Annotated in this window: 17 protein-coding genes; 7 read left to right on the plus strand and 10 right to left on the minus strand. The window is 50.9% G+C overall.

Annotated elements, in window-relative coordinates; genetic code table 11:
* The first annotated feature begins 41 nt into the window (after nt 1-41).
* From JYB63_RS13655 to JYB63_RS13665, 3 genes are all read left to right on the plus strand, one after another.
* Nucleotides 42-1,040: a glycine betaine ABC transporter substrate-binding protein gene (locus JYB63_RS13655; RefSeq protein ID WP_205658449.1), complete on the plus strand. Its 999-nt coding sequence runs from the start codon at nt 42-44 to the stop codon at nt 1,038-1,040.
* A gap of 405 nt (nt 1,041-1,445) precedes the next feature.
* On the plus strand, nt 1,446-2,930 hold the full coding sequence (locus JYB63_RS13660) for an alanine/glycine:cation symporter family protein (RefSeq protein ID WP_205658450.1): 1,485 nt from the start codon (nt 1,446-1,448) through the stop codon (nt 2,928-2,930).
* Nucleotides 2,931-3,125: 195 nt separating this feature from the next.
* On the plus strand, nt 3,126-3,860 hold the full coding sequence (locus JYB63_RS13665) for an HAD family hydrolase (protein ID WP_205658451.1): 735 nt from the start codon (nt 3,126-3,128) through the stop codon (nt 3,858-3,860).
* Between the two features lie 82 nt (nt 3,861-3,942).
* Here JYB63_RS13665 and dctP read toward each other — a convergent pair whose 3' ends face one another.
* The 3 genes from dctP to JYB63_RS13680 all read right to left on the minus strand — a co-directional run bounded on the left by dctP (nt 3,943) and on the right by JYB63_RS13680 (nt 7,047).
* Nucleotides 3,943-4,959, minus strand: a complete 1,017-nt coding sequence (gene dctP, locus JYB63_RS13670) for a TRAP transporter substrate-binding protein DctP (protein WP_205658452.1) — start codon at nt 4,957-4,959, stop codon at nt 3,943-3,945.
* A gap of 201 nt (nt 4,960-5,160) precedes the next feature.
* The gene (locus tag JYB63_RS13675) at nt 5,161-6,003 is read right to left on the minus strand and encodes a hypothetical protein (RefSeq protein ID WP_205658453.1); all 843 of its coding nucleotides are present in this window, start codon (nt 6,001-6,003) and stop codon (nt 5,161-5,163) included.
* A gap of 147 nt (nt 6,004-6,150) precedes the next feature.
* Nucleotides 6,151-7,047 carry a LysR family transcriptional regulator gene (locus JYB63_RS13680; RefSeq protein WP_205658454.1) on the minus strand — a complete coding sequence of 299 codons (897 nt, stop codon included), beginning with the start codon at nt 7,045-7,047 and terminating at the stop codon, nt 6,151-6,153.
* Nucleotides 7,048-7,143: 96 nt separating this feature from the next.
* Here JYB63_RS13680 and JYB63_RS13685 point away from each other — a divergent pair, with 96 nt between their 5' ends.
* The 4 genes from JYB63_RS13685 (at nt 7,144) to JYB63_RS13700 (ending at nt 11,418) form a co-directional block, all read left to right on the plus strand.
* On the plus strand, nt 7,144-7,653 hold the full coding sequence (locus JYB63_RS13685) for a lactoylglutathione lyase family protein (protein WP_205658455.1): 510 nt from the start codon (nt 7,144-7,146) through the stop codon (nt 7,651-7,653).
* A gap of 335 nt (nt 7,654-7,988) precedes the next feature.
* Nucleotides 7,989-8,366 carry a ribosome hibernation-promoting factor, HPF/YfiA family gene (gene hpf, locus JYB63_RS13690; RefSeq protein WP_205658456.1) on the plus strand — a complete coding sequence of 126 codons (378 nt, stop codon included), beginning with the start codon at nt 7,989-7,991 and terminating at the stop codon, nt 8,364-8,366.
* Nucleotides 8,367-8,596: 230 nt separating this feature from the next.
* A complete protein-coding gene (locus JYB63_RS13695; protein ID WP_205658457.1) occupies nt 8,597-9,778 on the plus strand; it encodes an alpha/beta hydrolase in 1,182 nt (393 codons plus the stop codon).
* A gap of 845 nt (nt 9,779-10,623) precedes the next feature.
* Complete coding sequence (locus JYB63_RS13700) at nt 10,624-11,418, plus strand: hypothetical protein (RefSeq protein ID WP_205658458.1); 795 nt, start codon at nt 10,624-10,626, stop codon at nt 11,416-11,418.
* A gap of 233 nt (nt 11,419-11,651) precedes the next feature.
* Here JYB63_RS13700 and JYB63_RS13705 read toward each other — a convergent pair whose 3' ends face one another.
* From JYB63_RS13705 to JYB63_RS13735, 7 genes are all read right to left on the minus strand, one after another.
* Nucleotides 11,652-11,951: a HigA family addiction module antitoxin gene (locus JYB63_RS13705; RefSeq protein WP_205658459.1), complete on the minus strand. Its 300-nt coding sequence runs from the start codon at nt 11,949-11,951 to the stop codon at nt 11,652-11,654.
* 167 nt (nt 11,952-12,118) lie between these two features.
* Nucleotides 12,119-13,750 (minus strand): GMC family oxidoreductase, encoded by a 1,632-nt coding sequence (locus tag JYB63_RS13710; protein ID WP_205658460.1) that lies wholly within the window; start codon nt 13,748-13,750, stop codon nt 12,119-12,121.
* Nucleotides 13,751-13,763: 13 nt separating this feature from the next.
* Nucleotides 13,764-15,155 carry an aldehyde dehydrogenase family protein gene (locus JYB63_RS13715; protein WP_205658461.1) on the minus strand — a complete coding sequence of 464 codons (1,392 nt, stop codon included), beginning with the start codon at nt 15,153-15,155 and terminating at the stop codon, nt 13,764-13,766.
* Nucleotides 15,156-15,346: 191 nt separating this feature from the next.
* The gene (locus tag JYB63_RS13720; RefSeq protein ID WP_205658462.1) at nt 15,347-16,711 is read right to left on the minus strand and encodes a glutamine synthetase family protein; all 1,365 of its coding nucleotides are present in this window, start codon (nt 16,709-16,711) and stop codon (nt 15,347-15,349) included.
* Between the two features lie 77 nt (nt 16,712-16,788).
* On the minus strand, nt 16,789-17,559 hold the full coding sequence (locus tag JYB63_RS13725) for an N-formylglutamate amidohydrolase (protein ID WP_207758382.1): 771 nt from the start codon (nt 17,557-17,559) through the stop codon (nt 16,789-16,791).
* Between the two features lie 36 nt (nt 17,560-17,595).
* Nucleotides 17,596-18,924 (minus strand): TRAP transporter large permease, encoded by a 1,329-nt coding sequence (locus JYB63_RS13730; protein WP_205658464.1) that lies wholly within the window; start codon nt 18,922-18,924, stop codon nt 17,596-17,598.
* Nucleotides 18,921-19,460, minus strand: a complete 540-nt coding sequence (locus JYB63_RS13735; protein WP_205658465.1) for a TRAP transporter small permease subunit — start codon at nt 19,458-19,460, stop codon at nt 18,921-18,923. The genes JYB63_RS13730 and JYB63_RS13735 overlap by 4 nt, the downstream gene beginning before the upstream one ends.
* Nucleotides 19,461-19,478 lie beyond the last annotated feature (18 nt).

The following is a 19,478-nucleotide window of genomic DNA, read 5'->3' on the forward strand; positions in this document are numbered from 1 at the left end:
CCGATCCGCACCTTATAACGATAAAAAGCAACGGAGTAATTATGACCCTATTGAAGCAATCAGTCGCCGCCGTCACTCTCGCCCTGGCATCCGGCATGGCAATGGCCGAATGCGGAGACATCGTCGTCGCCGAAATGGACTGGGCATCCGCCGAGTTCGCCGCCAACCTGGATAAGATCATTCTTGAAGAAGGTTTCGGCTGCAGCGTGGATCTGGCCCCTGGCGCAACCGCGACCACACTGGCCTCAATGGAGTCGAAAGGCCGGCCGCATATTGCGCCGGAATTCTGGTCTAACGCCGTGCGTGAACGGCTGCAACAGGCCGAGGATAACGGCCAGGTTATTGTGGCAACCAAACTGATTCCTGATGCCGCTGACGGCTGGTACGTGTCCAAGAGCATTGCCGATGACTACCCGGAAATTAACAGCATTGATGACGTGCTGGCCCGCCCGGAACTGTTCCCGAATAAAGAAAACCCAGGCAAAGGTACCTTCGTCAACTGTCCGTCTGGCTGGACCTGTCAGATTGCCAATACCAACCTGACCAAGCCAACCGCCTACAACTTTGAAAAAGCCGGCTTCGTTGCCATTGATCCGGGCTCTGCTGCCGGCCTGGACGGCACCATTGCCAAGTCCTATGACCGTGAGGAAGGCTGGTTCGGTTACTACTGGCAGCCATCATCCGTACTGAGCAAATATGAACTGAAGCGCCTCACCACCGACGCTGACGTCAATGATGATCACTGGAACAGCTGTATCGCCAAAGAAGAGTGTGACACACCACAGCGCACTAACTTTACCCCGACCACAGTAAACACCATTGTGACTACCGGATTCGCCGGTGAAAACCCGGATGTAATGGAATACATCAACAAGCGGGGCTACACCTCAGATGAAGTGGGCAAGGTGCTGGTATACATGAGTGATAACCAGGCCGACGGTGAAGACGGTGCAATCTACTTCCTGGAAAACCATGAAGAGATCTGGACTAAATGGGTAACAGCAGAAGTCGCTGACAAGGTACGTGAAGCGATTAACTGATCCCACCTTTCCCGAAGCCGGCGCTGCCCGGCTTCGGATTCATTCTGTCCGACCGGACGATAAAAAATACCTCAGCCCTCTTTCATATTGATATATAAGCACTTTATAATCTAAGCCATCTTCAGCACACACCTTATGTGCCATAAGACCTTTGTCTGACCCGCATTTCAGCTTCCCGCTTGTCAGCTCCGTTCAATATTTCACCATTTAAGAAATAAAGACTTAGAAATCAAAAATATATAGTTAAATACGCTATATAAAACCTGGTTTCAGAGAAAAGTCCCACAACACACGGGGTAGAATGGCCGCGGTTTTCTCCGCCAGTTTTCCGACATTTGCCGTCAAGTGCCCTGACCGTTAAATCCGGCAACTGGCCAGTAATAATAAATATTGGAGTTTGTCTCAATGCAAGCATTTGTCGATTTTATGAACGGCATTATCTGGAGCCCGGCGCTGATTTACCTATGCCTGGGTGCCGGTCTGTTCTATTCCATCATGACCCGTTTCGTACAGGTTCGCCTGTTCCGCGAAATGTGGCGCTTACTGTTTTCCGGTAAGAGCTCTGACAAGGGTATCTCTTCTTTCCAGGCTCTGGCGGTTTCCCTGTCTGGCCGTGTCGGTACCGGTAACATTGCCGGTGTTGCTGCCGCCATCGGTTTCGGTGGTCCGGGTGCAGTTTTCTGGATGTGGGTTGTAGCTTTCCTGGGCGCCGCTACAGCTTATGCAGAATCTACGCTGGCACAGATCTACAAAGAAGAGGCGGACGGTGAATACCGTGGCGGTCCGGCTTACTACATCGAAAAAGCGATGGGTCAGAAGTGGTATGCGTGGATCTTCGCAATCGCGACTATCCTGGCCTGTGGTGTATTCCTGCCGGGCGTACAGTCCAACAGTATCGGTAACGCTGTAGAAACCGCATTCGGTTCCGGCGACATGATCGAAACTGCTATCGGTACCCTGAGCTTCGCGAAAATCATTACCGGTACTATTGTTGTGCTGGTGCTGGGCTTCATCATCTTCGGTGGTGTTAAGCGTATTGCGAACTTCACTCAGGTTGTCGTACCTTTCATGGCACTGGCGTACATCATCATCGCCACTGTTATCGTTCTGCTGAACGTTGACATGCTGCCAGAAATCTTCGGCATGATCATCGGCGATGCATTCACTCCAATGGCTGGCCTGGGGGCTGCGATTGGCTGGGGTGTTAAGCGTGGTGTTTACTCCAACGAAGCCGGTCAGGGTACTGGTCCTCACGCTGCAGCAGCTGCTGAAGTTGAGCACCCTGCTCAGCAAGGTCTGGTACAGGCGTTCTCTGTATACATCGATACACTGTTCGTATGTACTGCAACTGCCCTGATGATTCTGATCACCGGTGCTTACAACGTACACGGTGCAGGTGATGCGTTCCTGATTCAGAACCTGGCGGCTGACGTTGCTGCAAACAGCCCTGCTTTCACCCAGAATGCGATTGAAAGCGTTCTGCCAGGTGTGGGTAGCCCGTTTGTTGCTTTCGCTCTGTTCTTCTTCTCGTTCACCACTATTCTGGCGTACTACTACATTGCCGAAACCAACATTGCGTACATCCAGCGTACTCTGCACATCCCGGGCCTGACCCTGATGCTGAAGGTCGTGCTGATGGCCGCAACCTTCTACGGTTCTGTGAAAACAGCTAACCTGGCGTGGGGTATGGGTGACGTAGGCGTAGGCATGATGGCCTGGCTGAACATCGTCGGTATCCTGATCATCTTCTTCATGGCCCGCCCTGCGATCAAGGCCCTGAAAGACTATGAAGCTCAGCGTAAAGCCGGCGTAACCGAGTACACTTTCGATCCTAAGAAACTGGGCATCAAGAATGCCAAGTTCTGGGAAGACCGTATCAGCAAGAAGTAACTGATACTGTTAAGTACACTTCTAAAGGCCGCGATCATCGCGGCCTTTTTTGTTTCCAGCATTGCTTTATTCCCCACTCACCTGCTACGTACAATTCCCGAAAAATAAAGACACTCCCCGGAACCTTAGCCAGCCGGATCATTCAAACATGTAGCAGGCATTCAACATACTTACTGCAAACCACAGGGATGAAATATGGAAAGCTTTGAACTGGTTATCTTTGACTGCGACGGCGTACTGGTAGACAGCGAACGCATTGCCAATGAGGTATTTGCAGAAATACTGCAGGACAGCTGCGGCCTCACGCTGAATCAGGCGACCATGTTTGAACTGTTCGTCGGCCGCTCTGCTAAGCAGTGCATCGAAACCGTCACAGACTTGCTGGGCCATCCACCGCCGGCAGACATACAGCACCGTTATGAGCAGGAAATAAACACCGCGCTGCGTACATCAGTTACCGCTGTTGAAGGCATCAGAGACGTACTTGAGGGGTTACAGCTCCCCTATTGTGTTGCCTCCGGCGGCTCCTATGCAAAGATGCACACCACACTGGGGAAAACCGGCCTGCTTCCCTTCCTTGAAGACAGGCTGTTCAGTACTTCAGACGTGAAACAAGGCAAGCCCCATCCGGATATATTTCTGCATGCTGCCAAGTCCATGGGTGTTACTGATCCGGCAAAATGTCTGGTGATCGAAGACAGCGCTCCGGGAGTACAGGGCGGCATTGAAGCCGGGATGACGGTATTCGGCTATGCAGAATGCATGAACCCGCATACGCTGCGGCAAGCCGGCGCCCACCTGGTTTTCGATGATATGCGGCAATTACTCAGGCTTAACCGGGGCCAGTGGCCTGACGGCCTATCTATAGAAAAGCAGGCAAAAGAACTTACAGAAGAGCTTACAGAAGAACTTACAGAAAAGCGGACATAACAGACGCAAAAAAGCCGCATCCCTGCGGCCCGTTTGCACAATCCCTTGCACCGGAATCCTTACCGGTCATCCCTGCAAATATTTATACCCGGCCGGCAGCCTGTGCAGCGGCCGTCAGGGCAGCAATTGCCTTGCTGTTACGCTCAGACTTTTTCGCCTCATCCTTCCAGACGGACATGGCCGCGGCGGTCAACGCGTTGGAATCCTCCACCGGCAGAGAAGCAAATTCAAAGATGCCTTCGCCGTTTACATCCATACAGCCGTTCACGTTCCAGGCGTGCATATCCGTTGCGTGCTTAGCGTAGGCCAGCTCGATCACACGGCGCTGGTCATCGCTCATGGAATCCCACTTAGCCTTGTTGATCAGCATACCGTCGGCATAGCCCGGGTTGATCATGTTCAGGTAGGTGTAGTGCTTCGCCGCTTCGTGCAGCTTCAGGGCTTTATATTCCAGTGAACCGCCGTAGATCACACCATCAATGGCACCGGTAGTCAGGGCCACATACAGCTCCTGGCTTGGCAGATAAACGGTCGGAATATCGAATTTCTCAAGAATGGAAGCAACAGTCGCTGTCGCCCGGATCTTCATGTTCTTCAGATCCGCCAGGCTCTTAACCGGCTTGGTGGTCAGCAGGTCGTAAGGACCGCCAAACACAGGACCCAAATAATGCACGCCTTTTTCCGCATAGGCTTCGGCAATCAGATCCGACAGGCCTTTTGCCTTGTGCAGGTACATTGCTTCATCAAAGCTGGTCCAGGCACCGGGAATACCGGATTCGATCTTGGCAATATCCAGCTGGCCGGCCCAGTAGCCGCCATAGCCCTGACACATATCCAGTGTGCCCTTGGATACCGCTTCCAGCATCTGGTCATTCGCTACCAGCTCGCCACCACGGAAACGGCTGATACGAACGCTTTTGTTAGAACTGGTTTTCACATCATCCGCAAACGCTTTATACAGGTCGTCGGTTTCAGTGCCATACAGGGTTTGCATCCGCAGACGAACTTTATCAGCAGCCTGGGCTGAACCGGTTGCCATCGCCAGTGGAGCTGCAGCCATGCCGGTGGCCGCTACTTTCAGCAGATCTCTTCTCTTCACGTGGGTGGTCCTTTTGTTATTGTCGTTATGGCGCTGGGCCGTTATGGGCAAATGCCCGGTCACCGGCGTATTATCCCGCGACAGACGAGAATCAGGGTATACCCCTATAAGGGGATAACACCTAAACCATTGTTAAACAAAAGATTATTTGAAATCAGAAGAGAAAAAATTCGACCTTAGTCGCAGGCAAAATCAGCCTTTTCAGAGGGCAATTTCATGCTGCAGGAGCAGTTTTGTGAGGTGTTTATCCAGACGGCTGAGATCATCAGGGCGCAGATCAGCCACCTCAGACTTATGCAGAGCATAGTGGTTTTTACGGGCCATTTTCTGTGCCAGCTGATGGGCCGTCAGAGAATCGCACCAGTATTCCAGGTAGAGACCGGCATCCGGTAAATAAAAGTCCGCCTGCTGACCCGGCAATTCAGGAATATTCATGTGTGTGGTAAAGCGGATATTGGCCAGATACAGCCAGTTAGCCACCAGCGCTGCACCCTGGTTTTCAATAATGCGGCCATCCAGCGTCCGGATTCCTTGAATGCCCTCGGGGCTGTCTTTACCCAGAGCCACTTCCAGGCGCTGTTCCAGAAGAGCATTCGTCTGCACCGATTTCTGCCATAACACCTTCGGCACACCGGATTCCTGATCTTCATGCTGTACCCCGCCCTGCAGTTTTCCGGCGGCGGTTAACTGCCAGCCATGCAGGTGCGGCTTCATCCAGCCCAGCTCTGCCAGCAAACGCTGCATCATCAGGGGTTCATAACTGAAATGATCGGCAAGATCTTTATGGCTCAATAAACGGGCTTCAAATTTCACCAGTGCCGGATGCTGGCGCACCGACTCCGGCCAGACAATGTAGGTGCCAAATTTATCACTGGTATGGTACTTACCCTTTTCGAACTCACCTTTTGCGGTGAGTTGCCACTGATCATCCTCACGGCGAATCCAGCCTAAGGCAGCCAGCTCTGCAAACATCTGCTTACTGGTTTTATCCAGTGCCCGGGCCAGAGCAGATGTCGATAAACCCCGTGATGATTCCTTTGTCATTGGCTGTTTCCTGAAACCTGAATACTGCCGTCAATAGTGCCACAGGGAGCATTCCGCTGTTAAGAAAAATCACTGCAAAAACAATTCTTCCGCGCTTAAAACTATCACCAGCAAATACCCGGCAGATTCCCACCAACAGCCTTCAGCCTACGGCTCACTCAGGGCAGGAACACACTGCAGCTGTTCACTGATCAGCGCGCGGATCTGCCGATAACGCCGCGGCAGGTTACGGTGTTTTCGGGTAATCAGATAAACGCTTTCATCAATCGCCGTTGTCAGACTGGCGGTGCGAATCAGCTCCCCAAACGGGCATACATCCAGCGAAGATTTTGGAATCACCGTAAAACCCAACCCGCGGGATACCGGTAATAAAATCTGGCTAAGCTGATTGATATAGCCAGACTGAGGCACAGAGGACATACCTTTAAAATCCTCTGCAAAGTTCGCCTCTAATACCTGAATCGCGTAATGGTGGCCATCCGGATGATCAATAAACCCCAGCGCCATCAGGCTGTCCCAGTCTGCCGCGGCATCCGCCGGTAATGCCAGACACAACCTGTCGGCCCCTATTTTCTCTTGCAGCATCTGCGGATCGTTCACCGGCTGGGTGATCAGGCCTATATCCGACTCCCTGCTGCGGACCCGTTCCACAATGGCAGCATTCGGCGCCGCCTCCACACTCATCTTCAGGCCGGGATAATGGCTTTGAAGACTCAGTAATTGTGGATACAGCAACATCGCCATGGAACCGGAACAGGCCAGCCGGCATTCACCGGTGTGCTCATCATCCTGTGCGATGGCACTGAGTAATTCAGACTCAGCAACCGCCTGCTGGCTGGCATACTGACACAACAACTCACCCGCCTGCGTTAACTCAAAACTTTTACCCTGACGGTCTAACAATGCCGTACCCAGCTGCGCCTCCAGCTTCTGAATATGCTGACTGACACCCGGCTGGGTCATATATAACTGTTGTGCGGTTTGGGTGAAATGACGGGTTTCCACCAGATGCATAAAGGTTCGCAGGTATACGGGATTAATCATAATTTAAAATTATCAAAATAATCATTAATGATAATTTCATATTAACACAATCAATTCATACACTGCGCTCAAGATTAATTCTGAGGAGCCAGTACCATGAATACACCCACTCCATATCCCCGTACGTTTTCCCATATCGGTATCTCAGTGCCTGACCTTGAAGCAGCGGTTAAATTTTATACCGAAGTGCTTGGCTGGTATCTGATCATGCAGCCCACAGAAATCACTGAAGATGACAGCCCCATCGGTGAAATGTGTACCGATGTATTCGGTGCCGGCTGGGAATCATTCAGAATTGCTCACCTGTCCACCGGCGACCGGATCGGCGTGGAGCTGTTCCAGTTTAAAGATCAGCAGAACCCGGAGAACAACTTCGAATACTGGAAAACCGGCATCTTTCATTTCTGCGTTCAGGACCCGGACGTAGAAGGTCTGGCAGAAAAAATCGTTCAGGCAGGCGGTAAAAAACGCATGGCCAAACCCCGTTATTATTTCCCCGGTGAAAAGCCCTACCGGATGATTTACATGGAAGACCCGTTCGGCAACATTCTGGAAATTTACAGCCACAGTTATGAACTGCACTATGCCTCCGGTGCCTATAACTGATTAGCTCATACTACCAGCCAGTATCGTATCCAGATGCTGGCTGCCTTTTACACATCATCGACCACTCAGACAGACAGGATTTACCCGCTGCAATCTTATATCCACTCAACGTGCTACAAGAGATGCTGCAAAAAGTTCATCTGTTCAGTATTTTCAACAGTAAAAACCCTTCAATTCATTGATCTGCGTTGTTTTGTAAGAAAAATTACACATTTTGACCACCGGCCCTATTGCAATTTTTTTTAATCGGCGCATTCTGTAAGTGAGCCTGTCAGCAAGGACAGTAGGTATGGCAGGCGGAGACGTGTCCGAGTTTTTTGCAGTAAGGGTTATATATGAATATAAACATCACTAATCGCAACGACAAAGTTTCAGACGCAACACGGGAAAAAATAGAAGGTTGGTTACACGAAAGTCAGAAGCGCTATAACGTCATTACCAGCGCACAAGTCACCATTGAAAAATCAAACGGCAAAGAGGAAGTCGTCGAAGCGACTGTCCATGCCACCGGCAAAGATCTGTTCGCCAAAGCAAGCCACGAAAATCTGTACGCGGCACTGGATGCACTGAGCAGCAAAATCGACAAGCAATTAGCCAAAATCCGCGACATTCAGACCAACAAGAAAGGTACCACCAAACCTGTTGAAGAATCCGCTGAACCAATGCTTGATGATGAGGACGACACCGATTACGAAGAGCAGTATTCCGCGTAACGTGGTTCGCCAACACCGAATCAGAAAGGCCGCACACTGTGCGGCCTTTTTTATTGTCATTCACATCACGAACCGCCAATTGAAAACCAACCACCCCTCCCCTAACTCAGGTACATCTACACTGAAATACATATATAGAGCATCAGAGACTTAACCTTTCTTAACAACCTTTTTACGTTGTCTGGTGTACAAAGAGAGGTACACACTCATCATTACCTTTTATACCGGCTATGCTAAAACGAAATCTTCCACTTCTGACCCTGTTCCTGCTCAGCGCCTGCACCCAGGTAAGCGACCAAAGCCCATTACACACAGCATCTGCCACCCTGCCTGAATACCGGCAGGCTGATTTTCAGAGCTACCTGAGCGACACCCGCGCCTGGCTGGAACAGCAGCGGGTATTCGTCTCAGCAGATAAACAGGCAGAACTGGATGCCAATATGCCTTACGAACTCCAGCCTGCAGATGGCCTGCCAGCACAAAAAGCTATTCTGCTGGTACACGGTCTGGGAGACTCCCCCTTCTTCTTCCGCGATATCGCCCAGGCGCTCAGCCAACAGGGATTTCTGGTACGTACGATCTTACTGTCGGGCCACGGCAGCCGGCCAGCAGACCTGATGCTGGCAGACTCTGATGAATGGCAAACAATGGTCAGCCATCACACCCAACTGTTGCAACAACAGGTCAGTGAAGTATGGCTGGGCGGTTTCTCAACCGGGGCGAACCTGGCGACCTCCGAAGCGTTGAACAATGATGACGTCAGTGGCTTACTGCTGTTCTCACCGGCAATCGTGCCTGAATCCGCCATGACCCACTTATTGCCGGTCGCTAACCTGTTCAGTAACTGGCTGGATCAGGAGGCACCAGACGGCAACTACACCCGCTACGGCTCACTGACCACCAACGGCGCAACTCAGTATTACTACACCACCCGGCAGGTACGCCAACAACTGGCAGATAGCACTTACGACAAACCGGTCCTCATGGCCCTCAGCGCCGATGACAGCGTGGTGGATTCAGAAGCCGTAAAAACCCTGTTTGAACAACGCTTCAGCAACCCGGCCAGCAAACTGTTCTGGTTTGGCAAAACCACAGAGCCTACCGACCCGCGCATCGAAATTCTGACCAGCCACTTACCCCAGCAGCGGATCAGTAACTTCTCCCATATGTCACTGCTGTTCGCCGCCAATAATCCTTTCTACGGCCGTAACGGCAGCCACCGGATCTGTGAAAACGGCCAGACCGAAGCCGCAGAACAGGCATGCCCGAACAGCAATGACCTGTGGTACTCCAACTGGGGCTATCAGGAAGCGAATAAAGTACATGCCCGGCTAACCTGGAATCCATATTTTGATCGATTAGTTAGCGGTATAGAAACAGTAACTGCTGCTGATCAACAGGCAAGTCGGTAGGCACTCTAAATACTGTGGAGAACGGTATCCTGCCGTTCCTCAAAAAAAAAGGACGGTAACAGAAAACTCTGTGTCCACTTTTACCAAAAGTGGACATCCTGATTTTGACTCTCTCCGGATAAAAATATCACGAACCTTACGGCCTTCAGATAACTCTCATTCATAAGCTTGTTTTCTATCAGGCTTCGTTCACTTTTCCCTCTTGCCTTTTCCAGGAATCAGTTACATATTAGATGCTTAGGGATTTTTACTGTTCAGGCTTACGCGCACAGTCATCATACGCACTTTTCTGTTTTCACCGGAGGAAATATAGTTGTGCTGTCATAATTACAAATAGATTCGAATTCTCAAAGTCATTTTGGCTTCTATATTAATAAAAAAGCTCACCAAATTAATAAATCATTAAAAACTTAATGGAATAAGTTCACATGTTTTCAAATAAAAAAGCTATCATTAGAGACAGTCTAATAATCTACACACTTACTTTAATTGGAGGATTCATAGTTGGTGTCACTAGCAAAGGGATACCTAACGAATCAGCAATCGCATTATCAAACTTCATTTTCTCCATTATAGGTTTTTTATTTCCGGCTGTTTAAACAAAAATCACAGATTCAAGCACTTAACAAAAATCACATTCATACTTTGGCTACTAGGCTTATTCAACATGTTATTAGGCGTAACTTTTACTCAGTGGGTAATAAGTATTATTTTCTTATTTATCACCATGGGAATCGGTGGTGGTCTCTCACTACTGGCAGTAAGACCTAATAAAAAAATCAATATATAAAATCAAAGCCTCATTAAATATATTATAAAAATTCAAAAACAAGGAAGAGTTAATAATGTCTGATACACCTGAAATTTTACAACATGCAATAAAAGAATACGAAAACAGGTATGATGGAAGTTTTAACAATGTTCCTTTTATATTAAAAAGAGTTGAATCAGAGTTTGTAGTCGAGTGCCTATCTGACTTGGTTATAGATGACGATGAGCTAGCCTTATTAATTGAATCTTTAGAATTAAACGAAAATCCTGGCTTTAGTGAATACTGTTTATGCTTTCCCGGTAGCTTCTCAGATAGTGATTATCAAGGAGAAGTCATCACTTTAGATTATTGTCATATTGACTCGGAAGAATCAAAAATTTACTTGAATAAAATAGAACTGATACAACAAGAATGGAAAGCTTCTGGTAAACCTTGGTTAATTTCAAATAGCAGAAACAGGTTTATCAAAAAAATAGATAATCCGAAAGAAATTAAAAGCTTGAAAATTGAAGCAGGGACATCTACAAGTTTTGTTGATAATTACTCAGGACATTATCAATTTGTTCGTATTGAGATAAATAGCATAAAGTGCTTTAAAATAAAAACAAAAACAAAATTCTTGCCTGAAAAACCCAAAAGAACTGATGCATACAATTTCAAAGGGCGCCTATTAGATATTAACAAAAACCCTACGGGAAGTTATTCGCTAAACATTAGTAATATATCTACACCTCATCCAAATCATATAAAACTAACTCTGAACTTTAATGGTCAAGAATACGAGACAATAGGATTCCTATACATAATAGAAAACAATGAAGGAAAACTGGTCGTAAAGGATGATTTTGAATCTATTCAACAGTTTTAAGTAAAAAATAACCTAACATTTGAGGACTAAGCTAGAACTAAACAACTTTTTAATATTCACTCCATATCCCTCAGCTATATAACTTATAGTTTGTAGTACTCCCCACTCTTTCAGGGTGGGGAAGCCAAACTCAAGCTGAGTGCGATCAGGCTCATTTCAAGGCACGGGATCAGGTTTTTCCTTTTACTTATTCGAGTAAATTGGCAAGTAAGGTCTCAACCGTTACTCCAAGTTCAAGCCACACGGGACCGAACGTTCTGCTTAATTGCTTCTCCCGCCTCTGTTTCAGCCAGCTTAAGATCATAAGCAATCTGCAGATTCATCCAGGACTGCGCATCACCACCGAAATAACGGGCCAGACGCAATGCGGTATCGGATGTCACAGCACGCTTACCCCGGACAATATCGTTGATACGTGTAGCCGGTACGTGAAGCGCAATCGCCAGAGCATTTTCGGACATACCCAGCGGGACCAGATATTCTTCTTTCAGAATTTCACCCGGATGGATTGGCCGTAGTTTGTTGGTTACCATAATTTTTATGCCTCAGTCGTCGTCCATAACTTGCTCGCCACGGTTCAACAATTTACCTCACCACACTAAACATCAAACGTTAAACCAATCTGACAACCAGATATAAAAAAGCCCCTGCCGGTGACCTTCTGAAGCACCGGCAGGGGCCTGACCAACACAGTAAACGGTTAGTTGTTCATGTCATCCAGAATCATCTGCGCACCTTTTTCACCGATCATCATTGATGGCGCTGAGGTGTTGCCGCTGATCAGAGTAGGCATGACTGAAGCATCCATAACCCGCAGGTTCTGCATGCCTTTCACCTTGAGGGTTTCAGGATCGACCACAGCCATTTCATCGATACCCATTTTGCAGGTACCCACCGGGTGGTACACCGTGGTAGTGGTTTCACGCAGGTAGTCGAGGATCTGCTCGTCAGTCTGAATATGCTTACCCGGCGCCATTTCTTCACCGCGCAGATGGTCAAACTCAGGAGATGCCAGAATCTCCCGGGCCTTTTTCACCCCTTCCACCAACACGTCCTGATCCCGTTTATCAGCAAAGAAATTATGGTCGATCAGCACATTACGGCGGGTACCGTCGTTGGCCAGTTTTACTGTACCAGCACTGCGGGGTCGCAGTACGCAGGTAAACACTGAATAACCGTGGCCGTATTCAAACTTCTTACCCCGGTGGCTACGGTACAGGGGCGTGAAGTGGAACTGGATGTCCGGGTCTGCATCGGCAGAGCCGGGTTCGGCTTCTTCCGCCAACCGGGTTTTGGCAAAGCCGCCAGCTTCCACATAGTTGGTGGTCCACCAGCCTTTCCGGTTCAGCCAGTATTTAAATGGCGCCGGAAGGATGTGCGGTAACAGCGTGCCCACCGAAACACCAATGGTATCGGACTTTTCAGAGCGTACCGTCACCATGCTGTCTACATGGTCCTGCAGGTTTTCACCCACACCCGGTACGTGCTGCTTACAGTCGATGCCCAGCGCATCCAACTGAGACTGATCACCAATACCGGAGGCCAGCAGAATACGTGGCGAAACAATGGTGCCGGCACACAGAATCACTTCTTTACCGGCCAGAATTGTTTCAGGTGTGCCGTTCACTTCCGCTTCCAGCCCGGTAACCCGGTCGCCTTCAATGATCAGAGAGACCACTTCGGTATGGGTCATAATGGTCAGGTTTGGCCGCGAGAGAACCGGCTCAACAAAGGCCGTGTAGCTGCTCTCCCGTTTGCCCTGACGCTGTTTAACGTCATAGATCCCCAGGCCCAGCTGGGTTTCGGCATTAAAGTCAGTGTTTTCCGGCAAACCGGCCGCCTGTCCTGCTTTCACAAACACCCTTCCAACCGGGTTCGGGTCCTGCGGCTTGGTGACATTCAGCTCGCCGTCCGTGCCGTGAAAGTCCCGGCTCTGGCCATTCTGGTTAGCTTCCAGCTTTTTAAACAGGGGTAAAACATCCCCGTAAGACCAGCCCTTACAACCCAGTTTTTCCCAGCCGTCGTAGTCGTTCCGATTACCGCGGATGTACACCATGCTGTTAATCGCACTGGAGCCGCCCAGCGCTTTACCCCGGTTCACCATCATGGTGCGGTTGTTCAGGTGTTTCTGGGGCGTCCCTTCAAAGGTGTAGTCATATTTCTTATTACCATACAGGCCGAAAATGCCTGCGGGGATGGTTACCCAGGGGCTTTTATCACTGCCACCGGCTTCAATCAGACACACGCTCACGGCAGGATCCGCCGTCAGACGGTTAGCCACCACACAACCGGCTGAACCGGCACCGACAATGATGTAATCAAATGACTTCATCGCTCACCTGCCATCAGTCTGTAGAGGTTTTAAAGTGGAAGCTTTTCGGCCGGGTCAGGGCGTCGAATCCCAAAGTCGACAAGGAGCAGCCACGGCCGGTGTCTTTCACGCCGGTCCAGGCCAGCGCCGGGTCCAGATAGTCACAGCGGTTCATGAATACGGTGCCGGTTTCCAGCTGCGGTGCAATGCGCTCAGCAGCGGCCAGATCTTCTGTCCAAATGCCAGCGGTCAGGCCAAACTCTGAATCATTCATCAGCGCGATAGCTTCTTCATCACTGGCAACTTTGATCACGCCCACTACCGGGCCGAAGCTCTCGTCGGTCATCACGGACATTTCGTGGGTTACGTTCGACAACACCTGCGGCGCCATATAAGCAGAGCCAGGCTGATCCAGTTCAAACTGGCTGGTATCCACATGAGCCTGCGCCCCTGCCGCTACTGCATCCGCAATTTGCTGGCGAACAAAGTCTGCTGCGGCTGGCTTGATCATCGGACCAAGATTCGTTGCTGCGTCCAGCGGGTTGCCCAGTACATAGGCCTGACCTGCTGCTGCCAGACCAGCCACCAGCTCATCATGAATGCTTTCGTGCACGTAAATCCGTTCGATACTGCAACAGGACTGGCCACTGTTAAAGAACGCGCCATCTGCCAGATTTTCAATGGTATACGGCAGGTTAGCATCCGCCCGAACATAGGCAGGGTCTTTACCGCCCAGCTCCAGACCCAGCGGGATAAACTGTCCTGCAGCTGCCTTCTCCATCGCCTTACCGCCACCGACAGATCCGGTGAAGCACACCATGTCTACATTGCCCGAGCCAATCAGTTCACTGGTGGCGTCATGATCCAGCACGATATGCTGGAACACGCCTTCCGGCAGCCCGGCCTGATCAAAGGCATCCTGAATACGCTCGGCCACCAGCAAGGTATTTGCGGCATGTTTCAGCACCACGGCATTACCCGCCAACAATGCAGGAATCACTGAGTTCAGTGCGGTCATAAACGGGAAGTTCCACGGGGCAATGGTCATGATCACACCCAGCGGCTCCTTGCTGATCTTACGGGCAAAGCCTGGCTTTTCACCGGGATCAACCGGGCAGAGAGATTCCTCCGCCACAGAGATCATATAACGGGCCCGTTCTTCCAGACCGCGTACTTCTCCTGCACCCTGGCTAATTGGTCTCCCCATCTGCCAGACCAGCTCTTCAGCGATCCGGTCGGTCATGGCCACCATGGCATCCACGGCCGCGGTGCAGTAGGTACAACGTTCCGCCACACTTAACTGCGCCCAGGCATGCTGAGCTAATTTACTGCGGGCGAACAGGGCCGTTACCTGCTCCGCATCAGCCACCGGGCGTTCAGCGTAAACACTGCCATCAACCGGTGAAATACTCTGGATTGTACTCATCATCATTTACTCAGATATTTTGCTCCGCCGGATACGGGCAGAGCGTGCTTTTCAGCTTTCATATGTAAGTGCCGCCACAACCTGCATAACCATTCTGTTGCTCCCCTAAGCACAGGCTGAATGAATTCTAAAGAGATATTCATTCAGACAATGTTCTGAGCAGGCTGCAGCGACAACGACCCGGTAACGCGTTATGCCCGTTCAAATCCGCGGGCAACTTCCCAGTCGGTCACGCGCTTATCATGTTCTTTCTGCTCCCAGCGAGCCGCGTGTACATAGTGATCAATCACCTCATCACCGAAGGCTTCACGCAGCATGGTGGATTCGTTCATTTTCTCAGCCGCAGCCCGCAGGGTTTTCGGTACTTCACGGGCGTTTTCACCGGCGTAGGCATCACCGACAAATTCCGGTTCCAACTCAAGCTTTTGTTCCATACCGGCAATACCGGCTGCCAGCTGTCCGGCCAGTGCCAGATACGGGTTCAGGTCTGCGCCGCCAATCCGGCATTCAATGCGGATGGCTTTCGTGCCTTCGCCGCACAGGCGGAAACCGGCTGTGCGGTTATCCAGGCTCCAAACCGCTTTGGTTGGCGCAAAGGTACCTTCCTGGAATCGCTTGTAAGAGTTCACATAAGGCGCCAGCAGGCAGGTCACATCGTCCGCGTAGGCCAGCAGCCCCGCCAGATAGTGGCACATCACTTCAGACATACCGTGAGGACGGCTTTCATCCAGGAACAGTGGCTGTCCGTCGGTGCTCCACAGTGACTGATGCACGTGGGAAGAGCTGCCCGCCGCCTCGTTATGCCATTTCGCCATGAAGGTCACTGCCTTACCGTGCTGCCAGGCAATTTCTTTACAGGCGTTCTTCACGATGGAGTGCTGATCAGCCGTCACCAGGGCTTTGTCGTATTTAATGTTCAGTTCTTCCTGACCGGCAGAGGCTTCACCTTTGGAACATTCCACCGCAATGCCGGCACCGTATACACCGTTACGCATGGCGCGGATCACTTCTTCTTCCTTGGTAGTCTGGAAGATGTGGTAGTCCTCGTTATAGGCGCTGGCCAGCTGCATATCCCGGTAACCGGCTTTGCAGGCATCAGAATAGCTCTGGTCGAACAGGAAGAATTCCAGCTCAGTGGCCATCATCGGCTCAATGCCCATGGCCGCCAGACGGTCGATCTGCTTGCGCAGAATAGCCCGTGGTGAGTGCGGTACCGGATTATGGTGATGGTCCAATACATCACACAGCACCAGTGCAGTGCCTTCCAGCCACGGCACCCGGCGCAGAGTACTCATGTCCGGCTTCATGATGTAGTCACCGTAACCGGCTTCCCAACTGGTGGACTTATAGCCTTCAACCGTTTCCATTTCCAGATCGGTGGCCAGCAGGTAGTTACAGGAATGGGTTTCTTCCACCGCGTGATTAATGAAGTAATCCGCATGGAAGCGTTTCCCCATCAGACGCCCCTGCATGTCGATCTGACAGGCCAGCACAGTGTCGATGCTTCCTGCCGCAAATTCTTGTTTTAATTGTTCCAGCGTCAGCATACCGCTCATGGTTAATCCTCTTTTATCCGGCCGTGTTATTACACAGCTTAATTCTTATTCGTATGCGCCCTGGTTGATCAGAGCTTTTATTCAGCGCTTGTATTCGTCAGCGTCGTCAGGGTGGCGGCAATCAGCGCCGCCCAGGTGTCCTGCCCTTCTTCAGCGCTCACCAGATCATTGCGTACTTCCAGCATGACATTCGGCAGTTGCTGGTCATCCCCGTGCCGGGTGACCATATGCAGCACCGGGTCAGAGGGGCCGTAAGGCTCATTCATCCGGATATCAAAGCCACTGTTATTCAGCTCTGAATATTTCTGTGCTACCCGCAGAAAGTCGCCGGCAAAGGCGTTATCTTCATGGCAGATCACGCCGAGCTGCACCGCCCGGGGCTGGCCCATAAACACCGGTGTAAAACTGTGAATGGTCACCAGTACGGTGTTGCGACCTGCCGCCTTACGTTCAGCAATCTGCGCTGCGATGGCATTATGAAACGGTTCATAAATGCCCTGCACACGGTAATCCCGCTGCTCCGGTGTCAGATCTTTATTGCCCGGTATTTCCGTCACTTCACTCAGCGGCGGCACCGCACTTGGCTCACTGGGAGGCCGGTTACAGTCATACAGCAAACGTGAATAATGCTGCAGGATAAGACTGGCATCCAGTGCCTCACTGAGTTTACGCGCCAGATCCGCGGCACCGATGTCCCAGCCAATATGGCTGAGACGTTCCTGTTCACTTAACCCCAGGTTAGCAAAACTGTCCGGGATATAATTGCTGGCGTGTTCACACACCAGCAACACATCAGAACGGCCATAAGGGTTAACCAGATCTGCCGGCGATTGTTCTAAACCTTGCATCACCACAGTGTTAAATCTCCTGTCGTTCCGTCGTCATTATTTCGCACCGAAGATCATTTCCGGCAGCCACAGAGTCAGCTGTGGGAAGGCCATCAGCACTAACAGCGCCAGCACCATGATCGCAACAAACGGCGTGATCGATTTATAAATATCCACCAGCCCCACTTCTTTCGGTGCCATGGCCTTCATCAGGAACAGGTTATAGCCGAACGGTGGTGTCATGTAAGCGATCTGGCAGGTAACGGTATAAAGCACACCGTACCAGATCGGGTTAAATTCCAGCGCAATGATCAGCGGGATATACAGCGGCGCAACGATTACCAGCATCGCCGTATCATCCAGGAACATACCCATAATAATGTACGACAGTTGCATCATCAGCAGCACCTGCCACGGGGTCAGACCCCACTCTTCCAGGAACAACGCTTCAATGGCTTTAACCGCCCCCAGGCCATCAAACACCGCACCGAAACACAGTGCCGCCATGATGATCCACATAAACATGCAGCTCACACCCAGAGTTTTACGCAGCGTGGTATGGATCAGCCGGAAGGTCAGACGCCCCTTCGCCAGTGCCGCCAGCATAGCGACAGTTGCACCGACAGCTGAACATTCCACCAGGCTGGTGTACCCCATCAGGAATAAACCGATCACTGAAAAGATCACCAGCAGCGGCAGGAATCCTGCCCCCAGCAAAAAGTACTTTTCTTTGGTGCTGTACTGGTCCCGTTCTTCTTTCGGTAACGGTGGCCCCAGTTCTGGCTGAATTTTGCAGCGAATCACAATGTAGGCAATGAACATGGTCGCCAGAATCAGGCCCGGAATCACACCCGCCAGCCACAGCTGGCTCACCGGCTGACGGGCAATCATGCCGTACAACACCAGTACGATACTTGGCGGTACCAGAATCCCCAGCGAGCTGCCCGCCTGGATCACACCGGTTACCATGCGCTTGTCATAACCGCGCTTGAGCATTTCCGGCAGGGCGATACTGGTACCAATCGCCATCCCGGCCACACTCAGGCCGTTCATGGCAGAGATTGCCACCATCAGCAAAATGGTGCCGATACCCAGACCGCCTTTCAGGGAGCCCATCCAGACATGTAACATTCTGTACAGGTCGCCGGCGATCCCGGATTCCGACAGCATATAGCCCATAAACACAAACAGTGGCAGGGTCAGCAGCGGATACCAGTTCATCAGCTTCATGCTGGCGGCAAACGCCATTTCTGAACCACCGTCGCCCCACAGGCCTAATGCGGCAACCACCGCCACAAACCCTACAGCTCCAAACACCCGCTGGCCGGTTAACAGCATCAGCATCAGGGTGGAGAACATCAGCAGGGCAATCATTTCATAACTCATACTGAGGTTTCCTCCGGGTGTTGCTCAATATCAAACGGCTTGCCCAGCGCATCAGCGACATTCTGTGCAAAGGTTGCCAGGACCTGTAACAGCATCAGCAGGATACCGCCGGTCATGATCAGCTTGATCGGGGCCAGTGGTGGCGCCCAGGAGGAATAGTTCTTCTGCCCGTATTCAAGGGCATACATGCTGCTGGAGATTCCGCCGTAGAGCAGCATAATCAGATAGGTAATCAGACAGATCACTGTCAGTGCATCGGTAATGGCCTGCCGGCGGGGCGACCAGGTACCGTAGAAAACATCCATGCGAACGTGGGCATCCATCTGCATGGAATAGCCGCCGCCCAGAAGATAATAAGCAGCCATGGTGAACTGCGCTGTTTCGATCACCCAGATCTGCGGTGATCCGATTCCCTTGGAGATGGATGAGAACAGCAAAATCGCCATCATCACCAGTACCAAGTACATGGCAAAGATGCCCACCGTACGGTTGAACTTATAGATGAACCGTATGTAGGCCTGAATCGCGTTATACACAATCACGTACCCAGATAG

The sequence above is a fragment of the Aliamphritea spongicola genome (assembly GCF_017051665.1).
GTDB classification, from domain to species: domain Bacteria; phylum Pseudomonadota; class Gammaproteobacteria; order Pseudomonadales; family Balneatricaceae; genus Amphritea; species Amphritea spongicola.

What these genes read in the sequence shown, in the direction of transcription:
- JYB63_RS13660 (WP_205658450.1), top strand. Translation starts at nt 1,446, where the DNA reads ATGCAAGCATTTGTCGATTTTATGAACGGCATTATCTGGAGCCCGGCG.
- JYB63_RS13680 (WP_205658454.1), bottom strand. Translation starts at nt 7,047, where the DNA reads ATGATTAATCCCGTATACCTGCGAACCTTTATGCATCTGGTGGAAACC.
- JYB63_RS13695 (WP_205658457.1), top strand. Translation starts at nt 8,597, where the DNA reads ATGCTAAAACGAAATCTTCCACTTCTGACCCTGTTCCTGCTCAGCGCC.
- JYB63_RS13700 (WP_205658458.1), top strand. Translation starts at nt 10,624, where the DNA reads ATGTCTGATACACCTGAAATTTTACAACATGCAATAAAAGAATACGAA.
- JYB63_RS13675 (WP_205658453.1), bottom strand. Translation starts at nt 6,003, where the DNA reads ATGACAAAGGAATCATCACGGGGTTTATCGACATCTGCTCTGGCCCGG.
- JYB63_RS13710 (WP_205658460.1), bottom strand. Translation starts at nt 13,750, where the DNA reads ATGAAGTCATTTGATTACATCATTGTCGGTGCCGGTTCAGCCGGTTGT.
- hpf (WP_205658456.1), top strand. Translation starts at nt 7,989, where the DNA reads ATGAATATAAACATCACTAATCGCAACGACAAAGTTTCAGACGCAACA.
- JYB63_RS13705 (WP_205658459.1), bottom strand. Translation starts at nt 11,951, where the DNA reads ATGGTAACCAACAAACTACGGCCAATCCATCCGGGTGAAATTCTGAAA.
- JYB63_RS13665 (WP_205658451.1), top strand. Translation starts at nt 3,126, where the DNA reads ATGGAAAGCTTTGAACTGGTTATCTTTGACTGCGACGGCGTACTGGTA.
- JYB63_RS13725 (WP_207758382.1), bottom strand. Translation starts at nt 17,559, where the DNA reads ATGCAAGGTTTAGAACAATCGCCGGCAGATCTGGTTAACCCTTATGGC.
- JYB63_RS13730 (WP_205658464.1), bottom strand. Translation starts at nt 18,924, where the DNA reads ATGAGTTATGAAATGATTGCCCTGCTGATGTTCTCCACCCTGATGCTG.
- JYB63_RS13720 (WP_205658462.1), bottom strand. Translation starts at nt 16,711, where the DNA reads ATGAGCGGTATGCTGACGCTGGAACAATTAAAACAAGAATTTGCGGCA.
- JYB63_RS13655 (WP_205658449.1), top strand. Translation starts at nt 42, where the DNA reads ATGACCCTATTGAAGCAATCAGTCGCCGCCGTCACTCTCGCCCTGGCA.
- JYB63_RS13685 (WP_205658455.1), top strand. Translation starts at nt 7,144, where the DNA reads ATGAATACACCCACTCCATATCCCCGTACGTTTTCCCATATCGGTATC.
- JYB63_RS13715 (WP_205658461.1), bottom strand. Translation starts at nt 15,155, where the DNA reads ATGAGTACAATCCAGAGTATTTCACCGGTTGATGGCAGTGTTTACGCT.